Annotated in this window: 11 protein-coding genes; 3 read left to right on the top strand and 8 right to left on the bottom strand. The window is 70.7% G+C overall.

Features of this window, described 5'->3' with window-relative positions:
• Nucleotides 1-54 precede the first annotated feature (54 nt).
• The 4 genes from GTZ93_RS17685 to GTZ93_RS17670 form a co-directional block, all read right to left on the bottom strand.
• Nucleotides 55-1,434 carry a DUF1552 domain-containing protein gene (locus GTZ93_RS17685; protein WP_139915553.1) on the bottom strand — a complete coding sequence of 460 codons (1,380 nt, stop codon included), beginning with the start codon at nucleotides 1,432-1,434 and terminating at the stop codon, nucleotides 55-57.
• Between the two features lie 12 nt (nucleotides 1,435-1,446).
• A complete protein-coding gene (locus tag GTZ93_RS17680; RefSeq protein ID WP_257978958.1) occupies nucleotides 1,447-3,069 on the bottom strand; it encodes a DUF1592 domain-containing protein in 1,623 nt (540 codons plus the stop codon).
• Nucleotides 3,070-3,265: 196 nt separating this feature from the next.
• Nucleotides 3,266-3,709 carry an SET domain-containing protein-lysine N-methyltransferase gene (locus GTZ93_RS17675; protein WP_257978959.1) on the bottom strand — a complete coding sequence of 148 codons (444 nt, stop codon included), beginning with the start codon at nucleotides 3,707-3,709 and terminating at the stop codon, nucleotides 3,266-3,268.
• An 82-nt stretch (nucleotides 3,710-3,791) separates the two neighbouring features.
• Complete coding sequence (locus GTZ93_RS17670; RefSeq protein ID WP_139915555.1) at nucleotides 3,792-4,829, bottom strand: lysylphosphatidylglycerol synthase transmembrane domain-containing protein; 1,038 nt, start codon at nucleotides 4,827-4,829, stop codon at nucleotides 3,792-3,794.
• A gap of 154 nt (nucleotides 4,830-4,983) precedes the next feature.
• Here GTZ93_RS17670 and GTZ93_RS17665 point away from each other — a divergent pair, with 154 nt between their 5' ends.
• Nucleotides 4,984-5,355, top strand: a complete 372-nt coding sequence (locus GTZ93_RS17665) for a Spx/MgsR family RNA polymerase-binding regulatory protein (RefSeq protein WP_139915556.1) — start codon at nucleotides 4,984-4,986, stop codon at nucleotides 5,353-5,355.
• A gap of 70 nt (nucleotides 5,356-5,425) precedes the next feature.
• A complete protein-coding gene (locus GTZ93_RS17660; protein ID WP_139915557.1) occupies nucleotides 5,426-6,283 on the top strand; it encodes a GspE/PulE/PilB domain-containing protein in 858 nt (285 codons plus the stop codon).
• Between the two features lie 15 nt (nucleotides 6,284-6,298).
• Here the strand turns inward: GTZ93_RS17660 and GTZ93_RS17655 are convergent, their stop codons facing one another.
• Together GTZ93_RS17655 and GTZ93_RS17650 are read right to left on the bottom strand one after the other, a co-directional pair.
• The gene (locus GTZ93_RS17655) at nucleotides 6,299-7,192 is read right to left on the bottom strand and encodes an SGNH/GDSL hydrolase family protein (protein ID WP_139915558.1); all 894 of its coding nucleotides are present in this window, start codon (nucleotides 7,190-7,192) and stop codon (nucleotides 6,299-6,301) included.
• A gap of 102 nt (nucleotides 7,193-7,294) precedes the next feature.
• A complete protein-coding gene (locus tag GTZ93_RS17650) occupies nucleotides 7,295-8,089 on the bottom strand; it encodes an alpha/beta fold hydrolase (RefSeq protein WP_120595632.1) in 795 nt (264 codons plus the stop codon).
• 244 nt (nucleotides 8,090-8,333) lie between these two features.
• Here GTZ93_RS17650 and GTZ93_RS17645 point away from each other — a divergent pair, with 244 nt between their 5' ends.
• On the top strand, nucleotides 8,334-8,702 hold the full coding sequence (locus tag GTZ93_RS17645; RefSeq protein WP_126933545.1) for an RNA polymerase sigma factor: 369 nt from the start codon (nucleotides 8,334-8,336) through the stop codon (nucleotides 8,700-8,702).
• Between the two features lie 20 nt (nucleotides 8,703-8,722).
• On the opposite strand, the gene GTZ93_RS17640 is transcribed toward GTZ93_RS17645, so the two are convergent.
• Both GTZ93_RS17640 and GTZ93_RS17635 read right to left on the bottom strand, forming a co-directional pair.
• Nucleotides 8,723-12,574 carry an AAA family ATPase gene (locus tag GTZ93_RS17640; protein ID WP_139915559.1) on the bottom strand — a complete coding sequence of 1,284 codons (3,852 nt, stop codon included), beginning with the start codon at nucleotides 12,572-12,574 and terminating at the stop codon, nucleotides 8,723-8,725.
• A gap of 215 nt (nucleotides 12,575-12,789) precedes the next feature.
• Nucleotides 12,790-13,938, bottom strand: a complete 1,149-nt coding sequence (locus GTZ93_RS17635) for a hypothetical protein (protein ID WP_139915560.1) — start codon at nucleotides 13,936-13,938, stop codon at nucleotides 12,790-12,792.
• Nucleotides 13,939-14,164: the final 226 nt, after the last annotated feature.

Here is a 14,164-nt window from a genome sequence, read left to right as displayed (position 1 = left end):
GAGAAGGTCCGCTCCCGTTGTCTCTTCCGGGGCCTTTCAGGCCGCCCGGAGGCTTCAGGTGAGGTTGAGCGTGCCCACGTAGTCCTCGTGGCCGAAGCGGTCCACGTTCACGCCGAAGGCCTGGGCAATGGTGGTGAGCAGCTTGTTGTGCTCCACCGCGCCCAGAAGCGGCTTGCCCGGGCCCTTCCAGTCGCCCAGCGGGTCCTTCCCGGGGCGCAGGGACAGCATGCGGCCCATGCGGAACTTCCCGCCCGCGCCGCCCGCCAGCACCGTGGGGATGGACACGTTCATGTGGCCGGCCGCGTCGCCCAGCTCGTTCCCCCACAGGATGACGGTGTTGTCGAGCACCGTGCCGCTGCCCTCGGGGATGGACTTGAGCGTGTCCATCAGCCGCGCCACCTGTTCGGCGTACCACCGCTGCACCGCCACCATGCGCAGGCGGATTTCGGTGCGCGCCGGCTCGGACTGGGTGTCCGTGCGGTGGGCGATGTCGTTGTGGATGTCCTCGTCGATGCCAATCCACGGCATGGACGGCCCGGGGATGGTCATGGTCACCACGCGCGTCAAATCACACGCGAACGCCCGGGCGATGAGGTCCATGTGCAGCTCGGTGAGGACGGGCATGTTGTTGATTTCGCCCAGGTCGTTCACCGCGCCGGAAGGCGCCGCCGGCTTCGAGCAGCTGAGCGCGCCGGAGCTGGTGAGCCGCCGCTCGATGTCGCGCAGCGCCGCCAGGTGCGTGTCCAGCTTGGTGCCTTCCGCGGCCGCCAGCCGCGACTTCAGCCGGGTGGCGTCCTTGATGAGGTAGTCCAGCAGGCTCTTGCGCCTGGTCAGCAGGGCCTGCGCCTCCGCCTCGGAGCCGCCCATGCTGGCGAAGAGCCGCTTGTAGACGTTGGCGGGGTTCAGCTCGAACGGCACGCGCGAGCCGTTCTCCGTGAAGGAGATGCTGTTGTAGACGTGCTGGGCGCCGAACTGCTCGAAGGCGTGCAGCTGCAGGGAGCGGAACTGCGTGGAGCCGCCCACCGCGTTGCCAATCACCTGGTCCAGGGACGCGTTGTTGGGCAGCTCGTCACCGCTGGACACCTCCACCTGGCTGCCGGTGAGGAAGGTGACGGGGCCGCCCTCGTGGCCGGTGCGGCCGTGCTCGTAGAGGACGCGGTAGTCCAGGCCGTCCAGCACCAGCAGCTTGTCGCGGTGGCGCTGGAGCGGCTGGAGGACGGAGTTCTCGAAGTCGATGTTGAAGCTGGTGTCATTGCCCTTGGGCACCCAGTACTCCGGCAGCAGGCCGTGAGGGGTGAACAGGGCGATGAAGCGCAGGGGGGCGGCGTCCGCCGCTTCGGCCACGGAGCTGGTGAGCAGGTGCGCGAAGGGCGCCGCCATGGCCGTGCCGGACAGGAGCTTCAGGATGCTGCGTCGGGAGAAGTCGCGGGGCATGGAAGTCAAAGCTCAACGGGTGGGCAGACGCCGCTGGGTGAAGGAAGACGAACGCACCAGGCTGACCAGCACTTCGGTGATTTTCAGGCGGTCCGTGCGGTAGGGGCCCGTGCGCATGGCGGCGAGCAGCTCCGCGTCCGAGGCGTGCTCGTCGCGCCCCATGGCGTAGCGCACGAACTGCAGTGGCACGCAGTTGGCCAGCTCCTCGCTCGTCGTCAGGTAGCGCGCCAGCTGCGCGCCACCGGTGAAGTCGCCCAGGTTGGTGGTGCCGTCCCTGGCAATCACGGCGCCGCTGGCGTCCACCTTGCGGCCGTTCTCCTCCGTGCGGTGCTGGCCCAGGCCGTCGAAGTCCTCCATGCCGAAGCCCATGGGGTCGATGGTCTTGTGGCAGCTGGCGCACGCGGGGTTGTTGGTGTGCGCCGCGAAGCGCTCGCGGGTGGTGGCGTCCTCCGACAGGGCCGGGGGGATGGTGGACACGTTGGCCGGCGGCGCGGGCACCGTGCGGCACAACAGGCGCGTGAGCACGAACTTGCCGCGCTTGATGGGCGAGGACGAGTCGAAGTGGGCGTACGTGGACATCACGCCCGCCTGCGTGAGGATGCCCAGGCGCTCCGGCGGCAGCGTCACGCGGCCCAGGCCCGTGGCGTCATCCACGTTGGTGCGCTCCAGCTCGCCGTAGAAGTTCGCCAGCGTCTCGTCCACGAACGAGTAGTTGGCGCCCAGCAGCTCCGCCACGGAGCCCGAGTGCTCCTTCACGATGAAGTCGATGAACGCGTCGCGCTCGCGGACCATGGAGTCGCGGAAGTCCACGCTGTAGTCCGGGTACACGAGGTTGTTCTTGTTGACCTTGGCCAGGCCGCCCAGCCCCAGCCACTCCACGAAGAACTGGCGCAGCTTCACCTGCGCGGCCTCCGTCTTGAGCAGGCGGCGCGCCTGGGTCTCGCGCTCGTCCGCCGAGGACAGCGTGCCGGCCTTCGCGGAGGCGAGCAGCGTGGCGTCCGGCGGTCCACCGGTCACCATGAAGGACAGCTCGGAGGCGACCTCGTAGGCGGTCAGCTCCACCACCTGTCCCTTGCGGGCGGTCTCCGGCCCCAGCTCCGTGCGGTACAGGAACGACGAGGAGGAGAAGAGCGCCTGGAGCACCAGCTCCGCGCCCGTCGCCATGGTGCCGCCCTTCTTGCCCTCGTTGAAGAGGGCCAGCAGGTCCGTCTCCTCGTCCGCCGTCACCGGCCGGCGGAAGGCGCGCTCACCCACGCGCTGGATGAAGGCGCGCGCGCACTCGTCCTGCGTCTTGCCCTTGGGGCACGCGTAGAGGTCACTCAGTTGTGACTTGCCCTGCTCCGCCAGCGTCACCGCGGCGGTGTCGAGCTGATCCGCCAGGAGCGACGTCACCTGGAGGCGCTCGTGGGTGGAGAAGCCGAGGATGGTGTCCTCGGCCGCGAAGCCCTGGGCGATGTCGACCTCGGTGCCCAGCACCGCGGTGGCGGACTTGTTGTACTCGTCGCGCGTCAGCCGGCGCACCCGAGCGGGCGCCGCCGCGCTTTCAGGCTCCGCGTCCTGCCCACCGATGTTGCCGGTGCAGGCGGAGGCGGACAGCACGAGAGCGGAGGATAGGTAGAAACGACGCAATGGCATGATGTCTGGCATTCCTCGCATCCGCGCGGCCTGAAGCACCGGCGCACAGGCGACCCGCATTGTACTGGTTGCCCCCCACGCGGACACGGGGGAATTCATTTCCGAGCGTTTCCAAGCTTCCCCGAGGAAGAAGCCACCCTCACGGAGCAGGAAGTGCGAACGCACCTGTCAGGTGCGCACACGGTGCGTGCACGACTCAGGGAGGAACTTCCTCACCTCGCGCCTTCCACCAGTTCTCCCCGTAGCTGATGCAGATCTGCTCACCAGGGTGGATGTCCCGCAGTGCGTGATAACGGAACACATCGAGATCTTCCGCGCGGCTATAGGACGCGTTGGGTTCGCTCGAGTGATTGTAGATCATCCCGTAGCCCATCACGAGCGCGACCCAGTCACCCTCGCGGGGCTCTTCGTTGCGGTGCCAGCGAATCTCGAAAACATAGTCGTCGAGCGGTTCACCCCGGAACTGCTGCTGCGGGACCTTGAGGTAGTGGCACTCCTCGATGAGTTCTCCCGCGGCGATGAAGGTGTCCGTGAAGACGCCCATGCCCCACTGACACGGCCGCACCTTCACGCCGGGGTAGAGGAACAGCGCCGGGCCCAGGTTCATGAGTGCGTCGCTCTCGCTTCCGGTGGCGTCCACGCGAAGGCGAACCATCGCGCAAGACGGGCCGCCACGGGAAGCGGGGGCGCAGGCGTGAGGCCTTCCGTGACTTCCGGTGAAGTCAGCCTGCCTGCCCCCCGGGCACGGGGCGGCGGCGGAAGGTGTGGCGCAACAGGTACAGGCCGGGAAGCAGGGGCAGCCACAGGGTGAAGCCGCGCAGGAGCAGGGTGCCCGCGAGCGCCGCCTCCACCGGGACGCCGAAGAGGTTGAGCATGCCCACGGACGCGGCCTCGTAGGTGCCCACGCCGCCGGGGATGATGGACACCGTCTCCGCCATGGAGGCCACCATGAAGCTGACGAACACGGTGCTCAGGGGGACCTCCTGTCCCAGGGCCTGGAGCATGGCGCCCAGCGTGGCCGCGTCCAGCACGTAGACGCCCAGTTGCAGGAGGACGCCGCGCGCGAGCAGGCCGGGGTTGAGCAGCATGCCGGGCGGCACCTCCGCGATGGCCTTGAGCAGGGTGCCCAGGGACGGGATGCGCCGGGCGAAGCGGCCCGGCTTCCACTCGCGGTGCCGCGTGGCCCAGAGGATGCCCAGCGGGATGATCAACGCCACCACGCCGAAGCCGGTGACGAGCCATTGGATCCAATCGTTCAGCTCGGATTTGCGCCAGAGGAAGTAGAGGCTCACGCCCACGCCCAGCGCCTGCGCGATGTAGAAGCACAGCACCGTGAGCAGCACCGCGCCCGCGGCGATGCCGGGGTTCGCGCCTTCACGGCGCAGCCCGCGGCCCACGAGCAGCGACCCGCCCACGCCGCCGGTGGGAATCACCTGATCGAACGCGAGCTTCATCAGCGACAGCCGCGCCAGCGACCAGAGCGAGGTCTTGATGCGCGCCCGGTGCAGGACCATCCACCAGATGCCCGCCACGCACAGGTACGTGCCCACCTGGCACGCGGCGGCCACCAGCAGCCACGCGGGCCGGGCCTGCCGCAGAAGCTCCAGGAACTGCCTCTCCTCGTTGTGGCGCGAGAGGATGAACGCCAGGAGCGCCGCGAGCACCAACACCCCTGGAATCCACCAACCCCGCCGGCGCTTCGCTGGCACCTCCAGCGGCTCTTCCAGGGTGGGAATGGGTCCGGCGCGAGTGCCCTGCATGCGTCTCCTTCCTGGGAATGGGATGGCTTCGGAAAGGATGCGCTTCCTGGCCCCATGGGGCAGGTCCTGGAGCATGGCGGCCCGCCTGCCCTCCGTGCGAGGAGACAGGCGCCGTGCTGCCTGCTCGCGAGGGCGGTCTGGTAGAAGCCCGCGCATGTCCGACGACATCCTCGTGCTGGCGTACGCCGGCTGTGACACCTGCAGGAAGGCGCTGAAGTGGCTGGAGGCGCGGGGCGTGCCCCACCGCACGCGCGCCATCGTGGACCAGCCGCCCACCGTGACGGAGCTGCGCCACTGGATTCCCAGGAGCGGCGTGTCCGTGCGCAAGTGGCTCAACACCAGCGGGCAGAGCTACCGCGCGCTCGGCAAGGAGAAGGTGGACGCGGCCTCCGACGCGGAGCTGGTGGAGTGGCTGGCGAAGGACGGGAAGCTGGTGAAGCGGCCCGTGCTCGTCACGAAGGAGTCCGTCACGGTGGGCTTCAAGCCGGAGGCCTACGAGGCGCTCTTCCCCCTTCACGCGTCTTGAGGGCGGGCGGGCGGACGAGCCCCCGTCCGACCGTCGTCGCGTGCGGGGGCGGTTGCCACGTTGAGTGGGCATGGAAATCGGATCCAGACGCCCGTTGGGGGAAATCCTCCTGGAGCTGGGAGTGGTCGACAAAGGCCAGCTCCGCCTGGGGCTGGTGCACCACCACGAGGTCCATGTCCCCCTGGGCCGCGCCCTGGTGAGCGAGGGCGTGTGCACGGAGGCGGACGTCCTGCGCGGGCTGGCCATCCAGTTCGACGTGGAGGCGGTGGACCTGGACCGGCATCCGCTCGACCGTTCGCTGACCACCCTGGTGCCCTCACGCATCGCCCGGCAGTACGGCGTCGTGCCGCTCAGCCTGGAGACGCGCGAGGACAAGGAGGTCCTGCACCTGGCCGTGCCCGCGCCGCTGTCGCTGGACGCGGTGGATGACGTGCGGGCCGTGTCCGGCAAGGCGCGCGTGGAGCCGCACCTGGCCTCCGACAGCGCCCTGTCCCGCGCGCTCAGCGCCCTCTATGGCATCCGCGAGACGGCGGGGGCCGCGCAGGAGCCGCCCCGTCCCGCCGTGCCCAGCCCGCCGCTGATGCTCTACGGCTGGCCGCCCGTCACCGCGGTGCTCATCTCCCGCACGCTGGCGCGCAACGGCATCCCGTCGCGCGTCGCCACGCCGCTGGACGTGCTGCACACGCGCGACAATGACGTGGTGCTCGCGCCCCTCCAGGCCATGGAGGGGCTGCTCGCGGGCGAGGTCCACATCGAGGGCTCGCTCATCGTCCATGGAACGTCGGACGACGAGGGCTTCGAACGGGCGCGGAAGGTGGAGGCGCGCGGCTTCCTGGCCAACCCGCGCGACGAGGAGTTGCTCCTGCGAGCCGTGCGCAGGCTCCGTCCAGACGCGGGCAGCGAGAGTTCCTGGCCGCGCCACTCCTGAATCACGGGAAGGCCGCTACGGCGCCGTCGGAGCTCCCGGCGGAGCCGTCGGAGCCAGGGCCTGCATCGCCGGCTTCATAGGCGCGATGGCGGGGCGCGTGGTGTGCTTCTCTTCGGGCTCCAGGTGCTCCAGCCCCAGCACGCCCAGCACCTCCGGGTACACCTTGTTCGCGAAGTAGCGCCCGCCGGCCACGGTGAAGTGCACGCCGTCCGTCATGCGCAGGCGCATGGGCTTGCGGAAGCCCTCCACGCGGGCCTGCTTCAGCGCCTTGCCGCGCGCGTCGGTGAAGTAGGGCCGCGTGTCCAGGTGCACGGCGTCCCCGCGCGCGGCGATGACCTCCCGCTGCAGGTCGCGGATCACCGTGAGCTTCTGCTCGAAGCGCTGGCGGCTCGTGGCGGGCAGCTCCAGCCACACAATCTTGCGGTTCGGCGCGGAGATGGCCGTGACGAAGTCCGTCAGCCGCTGGCGGTATTCGCCCTGCCAGTCCGGCTTGCCCCAGGCCACGGTGGCGCGCCCCTGCCGCGTGTGCAGGGCCTGCCCGTCGTTGCCGCCCAGGATGACCACCACGACGTCCGGCTGGTGCTGCTGCACCTCCTGCTGGCCGACCTCCAGCCAGTCGAAGAAGTCCGGGCGCGCCAGGCCCGTGGACGACTTCGCGCGGCGCTCACAGCGGATGCGAGGGTGCGCGGCGAGCTGGTTCTGGAGGTACTCCCCGAAGCCCGTGGCGATGAGGCTGTCACCCAACAGCAACACGGTGCGGCGGGGCGCTGGCGCCGGAGCGGCGGCCTGGGCCGGAGCGGTGGGCAGCACGGGCGAGGCGGTCAGCCCGGGGGCGGATTCCGCGGAGGCCTGCGCCGCCGTGGACAGGAACGCCAGGAAGAGGAGCGCGCGAAGAGGACGGGTCGACATCGGCGGAGGCGAAACTACTTCCCGCGACCGCATCCGTACACCCCCCCGCCAGGCGGGTGGATCCGTCGAACCGCGCGCGGGTTGTCAAGGCCGCGCGCGGCGTCAGGCCACGGAGCCTGCGTCCGCCCCGAGCCCCCGGGCCGTCAGCACCGCGAGCCCCGCGGGCGCGAGCGCCTGGAGCCATGGCGTGAGCAGCCGCGCGCACTCCTCCGGGTGTGAGAAATAGGGAACGTGTCCCGCGCCGCGCAGCAGGTGCCGGGGTGTGCCCTCCGGCAGCGACGCGGCCAGCCGCTCCAACGAAGACGGCGGCACCAGCACGTCGCGGTCCCCCTGGATGCACAGACACGACACGTTCAGCGGGCGCAGGTCCGGCGGCGGCGGCTCCGTGTGGATGGAGAACGCGCGCCGCAGCGTCGTCAGCTGCTCCAGCAGCGTGGTGGGCACCACATCCGCCACCTGATGGGAGGCCACCGGGCGCCAGGCCGCCAGCGACGCAGCGACGCGTCCGGGACGTCCCAGCACCGCGATGGGTCCCATCATCGAGATGAGCCTTCCGCGAGGTCCCACGTGCGAGGTGCGCGTGAACGCTCCCAGGAAAGCAACCCCACGCGTCGCGCCGCCCGCGGCCAGGTGCGCCGCCACCATGCCGCCAAAGGAGCTGGCCACCACCGCGTCCACCTTGCCCGTGACGCGCAGCACCTGCTCCGCCAGGGCCCTCGCGCCACACGCCGCATGCTCGCCTTCCGGGTACTCGACCATGACGGGACGCGCCACGTCCGTCAGCCGCAGGGCGAGTTCACGAAAGCCTGATCCACGCGCGCCCAGCCCGGGCAACAAGAGGACACGGGGCCCCTCGTCATTCCCTGCCATGTCCGTCAGTTCCACCGTGCGACGCATGTCTCTCGCTTTCCTTGAAACGCGCCGGAGCAAACAACGCAGGCCCCCTGGGTCTGCCCCATCCCACCGGGTGGCCCGCCCGACCCACGGCCTGGGGGAAATGCTCCCGGTCCCTCGCTTGCCAGGACGGAGAGTGATACATGATTCATCCCACCACCCTTTTCCACCGACACGATTCACGGTGTCCGGAAGCCAAGGATTTTCGCGGTCGGCGTTCTGACAGCGTGGGGGCGAAGGGTTAAGAATGGTCACCGTGAATCTGCATGCCTTCGGGGAGTTTGTTCGCAAGCATCGTCCGGCCCTGGAGGTTCGGGCCGCGAGGCTTTGCGCTGGGAGTGCCGTCGACTCCACGGAGCTGGTGGGCGAGACGCTGGAGCGCGCCCTGTCCGTTTTCGAGCGACTTCAGGACCAGGACACCGCGTCCGTGACGCAGTGGCTGGATGGCGCCATGAGCCGCTGCTTCTCGCGGATGGGCGGACAGCTGCCGGACGCGCGCGCCGCGGCGCCGGACCTTCAGCAGACGTTCGACCTGCTGCGTGCGCGCTTCCGTGAGGTTTACGCGCAGCCGGCGTTCGGCAAGAGCGCGGGCGTCACCGGCGGCTGGCGGATGTAACAAGTCCCGCGCCCTGTGTTTCAGGGCGCCGGGCGGTGGCCGGACAGCGTCTCCACGTAGGACGCGGCCACCCGGAGGAAGCGGCCCCCACGCACGCCGGTGAGGTACTGGCGCTTCATCGCGCGGGTGGCCCCCACGTAGAACATCGCGCGGCGGATGCGTTCGTTCTCGCGCTCGTTGCGCTGGCGAGAGCCCGCCATCCACGCCTCGATGGAGTCCAGGGCCTCCAGTCCCGCGAAGAAGACGACGGGGCACTCGTGGCCCTTGCATGAGAACACCGTGGTGGCGCGCACGTGGTCCACGCCGCTCACCCGGAAGTCCGTCACGTCCCGGCCGCCCTTGCCGCCGTAGGCCTCCGCGGGCACGCCCGCCTTGCGCAGCGCGTCCGTGAACGACGCGGGCATCACTGGCGCCACCACCAGGATGTCGCCGGGGTGGACGCCCTCCTCGTGCACGAGCCGGGCAATCTCCTTGGCCACCCAGCGCGCCTCGCTGGTGCTGGAGGCGAAGTCCTTCGCCTGGGGAAGCACGCCGCCGCGCTCGGTGGACTGCACGCGGTAGAGGCCTTCCAGCGTCTCCTCCGGCAGCCACAGGAGCCGCTCGCGGGCCAGCTCTCCGGCCTTCATGTACTCGCGCATGCCGGGGTCGGTGACGCGGTGCTGGCGCAACGGGTCCAGCACCACGTTGAAGGCCACGTCGAGGATGTCGCGCGTCGCGCGGAAGGTCTCCTTGAGCACGCGGGTGCGGCCCCGGAAGGACAGCCCTTCGGGGAGCTGATCCTTCAAGCTGTCGATGGGCGCCTGGCCGTAGACGTTCTGCGAGTCGTCCATGAACAGCTGGAAGCAGCGGGACTCGCGGCCGTCCTCGCCCACGCGGGGGCGCACCAGCGCGTGCAGGGCCGCCAGTCCCTTGGCGTCCATGTCCTGCGCCTCGTCCACGAAGACGGCGTCGAAGGCGTGGGGTTCCAGCCGCCGCAGCGCGCCCACGTGCTTCACCGTCACCTGGGCCCTGAGCGCGCGCAGCTGCTCCGGGCCCGCGCGCACGGTGAGCGCCTCCATGAGCAGCTTGTCCACGAGCGGCGTGAGCGAGCGGTTGTAGAAGGACACCAGCACCCGGGCGCGCGGGTTCTCCAACAGGTAGCGCGCGGCCCAGTGCGCCAGCACGTACGTCTTGCCGCTGCCGGCCACGCCGCGCACCAGGTGGTGGCCGTCGTCGAAGCGGCGCTCGAAGAGGGAGACCTGCTCCTGCGTGAAGAGCGGTCCAGTGTCCTTGCCACCCGCGATTTCTCCGCCCAGGCCCACGGGCACCAGTGGCGGCGGCGGTGGCGGCGGCGGACGCGGCTGGGTGGCGAGCAGCTCCAGCTTCGGCGGCGTGCCGGCGTGGACGCGCACGCGGGGGAGCAGCGACAGGAAGCGCGCGGGCACGGGCGAGGCGCGGGCCTCCGCGCGCGAGGCGAGCACCAGCAGGTATTCCTTCGCGCGGCTGGCGGCGACGTTGAGGATGGGCACCAAGGTGTGCGGCGGGAAGGGCCGTCCGCCGGCCACCGTGTCCACCATCACCACGTCGTACTGGGTGCCCTGCTGCCGGTGGATGGTGGAGGCGCTGAACATGTCGTGGCGCAGGCCCGCCGCGTTGCCCAGCTTGCGCAGGAGCGCCGCCTGCGCGCGGTAGGGCGTCACGCACAGCACCGTGAGGCCCAGGCGCACGGACTGGCGGGCCAGCGTCACGGCGAGCTCCGCGGACAGCTCGCGCTGGTAGCCGGAGCCCGTCTCGCCTCGGCCGTGCGTGAGGCGGCGGGTGTCGCGGCTCAGGCCATCCAGCACCAGCCACATCGCGCGGGACGGGAAGGCGGGCACGGGCGCGGGCCTCTGGGCCCGGTCCTTCACGATGTCGCCGTCCTCCAGCGCGCCGCCGTAGCAGAAGTGGCTCACCACCTTCGCGATGTCCGGGTGCATGCGGTGCTGGGTGCGCAGGAGCAGCACGTCCGGGCGCTCCGCGTCCTTCACCGCGTCCTCCAGGTGGGACAGGGCGCTGGCGCGCAGCCACGTCTGGGTGCCCTTCCCCGCCCCTTCCGCCGCTCGGCTCACGGGGCCAATCTGCTTGGGGTCGCCCGCGAGCGTCACCTGCCGGGCCAGCGGGGCGAGCAGCGCCGTCGCCGCGCGCGTCACCATGCCGGCCTCGTCCACCACGAGCCGCTGGAAGGTCTCCTCGCCTTCCAGCTCCGACACCAGCCGCAGGGCGCGGTGCACGGTGAGCACCATGAGGGGGCTTTCGCCCTTCTCCGCCTCCTTGAGCGTGGGGTCCTTCACGCGGCCACGCAAGCTGCGCAGCTCCGCCTGCATGCGGGCGAGCTCCGGCGCGGGGCCTCCCCGGGAGCGCTCCAGGGTGAGCTCACGCTCGCGCTGCTCGATGGTGTTGAGCAGCTTGCTCGTCTTGTTCTCCTCCATCGCCACGGTGGGCAACTTGTGGAGGGACTCGCTGGCGCCGGTGCCGCCGCGGAAGATGCTGCGGGCCAGGGGGCGAAGCGGGATGGGGTCGCGCTCCAGCAGGGCGCTGACGCGCATCACCAGTTCGTCCGCGGCGCGGTTGGTGGGGGCCACCGCGAGGATGCGCTCGTTGGGGTAGGCGCGCAGGGCTCGGGCGATGAGGTCCGCGACGGCCGTCGTCTTGCCGGTGCCGGGAGGGCCCCAGATGCTGCCCCACGGCTGGCGCCACAGCCGGTCCACGGGGATGAGCTCCGCGTCGCGTGGAGACGGCGTGGACGGGAGGAGCTCGCCCTTCGCGCGCGCCAGGGCGTTGGTGAGGTCGGAGGTGCGGTCCTCGTAGGCGGCCGCCGCCGCGCACAGGGCCTCCGCGAAGTCGTAGGGCCGGTAGCACCAGCGCTCGCAGGAGAGGACGCGGCGGTCCAGGTCCTCACCGGAGTCGGAGGAGGCGAAGACGCGGCCGGACTCGAAGTCCAGGTGGACGATGTTCCCGGCGAAGACCAGCTCCTCGCCCAGGAAGCCGAGCAGCGAGCCTCCGGACCAGTCCGGATCCGCGGCGGGAACGGGCACCAGCCCCAGGACGCCCGGCCCGGCCAGGCCCACTTCGCGCGCCTCCTGGATTCGCTGCGCGCGGTACTGGCTGCGCTCGGCCACCAGCGCGTCGCGCAGGTCCTCCGGAAGATAGGTGGGGGCGACCCACTGTTCCCGGCGGCGCCCGGAGGACACGGCGGCCTGCATGGCCTCGCGTTCCGCCGGGGTGACGTCGCCGGAGGCGGACACGTCGCGGGCCGGGGCCTCTTCCGGGGGACGCGCGTTGGCGACGTCGTCCACGCGAACGAGGTTCGTCGCGGGTGCCACCTCGGGAGGCGGCATGTCGGCCGAGTCGTCCACGCGGACGAGGTCCGGCGCGGGTGCCTCCACCGGAGGGCGCTTGTCGGCCGAGTCGTCCACGCGGACGAGGTCCGGCGCGGGTGCCTCCACCGGAGGGCGCTTGTCGGCCGCGTCGTCCGAACGAAGGAGGTCCGGCGCGGACGCCTCGACCGTGCCAGTGGCAGCGTTCCCCTGTCCGGCGGGACGCGCCGGCACCGCGCGGTTCACGCGGTGGGAGGCCGGCATGGACGCCAGCGCCGCGGAGTCCAGCTCCCGGAAGGTCAGCGTCCTCGCCTTCGCGGACGCCCTGCCCTTCACCTCCGTCACCTTCGGCGCGGGCTCGGCGTCCTCCGACTCCTGCGGCGGCCACGACGCGCGGACCCGGAGCACGGGCGCGGCGTGTCCCTCCTGGACGTCGGTGTCGTACTCCACGCGGAGCACGGGCATGAGGTCATCCGGAGCACGCTCGTCCCGCGGCGCCTCCCCCTGACCCGACTCCTCGTCCGTCCTGCGCATCATACGGGGTGCTCGCGGCGAGGCCCTTCCTCACTTCGGAAGCGGCGGCGCCGGGAAGCCGGCCAAGCTAGGGGAGGCGTCGATCTGCGTCAACGCGCGCGCGGGCTCCCTCGCACGCCTGCACCGTCGGTGAAGCCCTCCCCTTCACGCACGACAGCCCGGGCCGCGCACACTCGCGGACCCGGGCCGTCATTCACCGCCTTGGACCTCCGCGGGGACTACAGCAGCGGGCAGAGCAGCCCGTTGCCGGTGCCCGCCGGGCAACCCTCGCCCTGGCAGTAGTTGGGCCCCAGGCCCACGGAGAGGATGCCCAGGGGGCTGGGCACCTTCACCTTGCAGGTGCCGATGGTCGCGTTACCGGACGCGTCCGCCACCGAGTACACCATCGTGTAGACGCGGCCGTTGCCCAGCAGGCTGGACTCCGCGCGCAGCTGCGCCGACTTGCGGTCCGCGCTCAGCTTGATGTCCTGGCACTTGAAGAGGGCCAGGCTGAACAGCGCGTCCTCGGACTCATCCGACTCCACGCGGATGATGGAGGCCGACTGCTGCAGGTCCAGCGTCCCGCCGCAGGTGTCCGCCGCCGGCTGCGCGCAGTCCGCCAGCGTCACCGTCTTGTAGTCCGCGCCCAGGGTGCGGGCCAGCACCAGGTTCTTGCTCGCCCCGGCCACCGGCGCCGTCGCGTCCACCACCGTCACCGTCGCGCTGCACGTGGCCGAGTCCATCCCGTCCGACACCGAGAGCGTCACCGGCGTCGTCCCCACCGGGTACTGGCCCGCCGGGCTGGCCGTGATGCTCAGCGGCTGCGGGAAGCCATCCGGATCATACGAGCCATTGTCGATGGACGCCGCCGCCGAGCACGACGCGTTGGCCGACACCGTCACGTTCTTGCAGAGCGCCACCGGCGCCTGGTTCACCAGACAGCCGCCGCCCGCCGCCAGCGTCAGCGTCGCCGTGTTGTTCTCCTCGCTGTCCTCCGGGAAGAAGTTGAACGCGTCCGCGACCACGAACAGCTTCTGTGCGCCCTCCGGGATCTGCACCGCCGTCTCGAACGCGTAGCGCTCCTTGCCCACCAGCCAGGGCACGTTCACCGTCGCCAGCAGCGTGCCGCCCTCGGCCGGGTCCCCCGCGTAGATGCCCGCCACCGACGGGTCGATGCCCGTCGGAGCCTCGTTGACGATGAAGCCCGTCACCGTCGCCACCTGGCCGTCGTCACACGTCACCCCCAGCCCGGACACCGCCAGGTCGATGCCCGTGTGCAGCGCGGCCTTGGACTGGCCCGGCGCCACGCCCTCCTCCAGGGTTTCGGTACCACAGCCACTCAGCATCAGCAGGGAGGCGAAGAACGACAGAGGACGGCGCAAGGACATGACTCTCTCCAATGAGAAGGGCGGTGCCGGGATGGGGGGAGCGGGCCTGATGCCAGACAATGACAGCCAGGCCCGCGCCCTATTCTCTGCCATAAACGGAATTTTCTAGCAATACGGGCAATCTTGTACCCGGGTCCAGGTATACATAGACACCCCGTTGGAGCCCCAAGGACACCCCTGTCTGTCTTTGCGAGGAGTTGAGAAACGGCGCACTCCGTGTCTGGGT

Origin of the sequence: Corallococcus exiguus (assembly GCF_009909105.1) — a bacterium.
GTDB lineage: Bacteria > Myxococcota > Myxococcia > Myxococcales > Myxococcaceae > Corallococcus > Corallococcus exiguus.
This window is presented reverse-complemented; position numbering and strand designations above follow the sequence as displayed.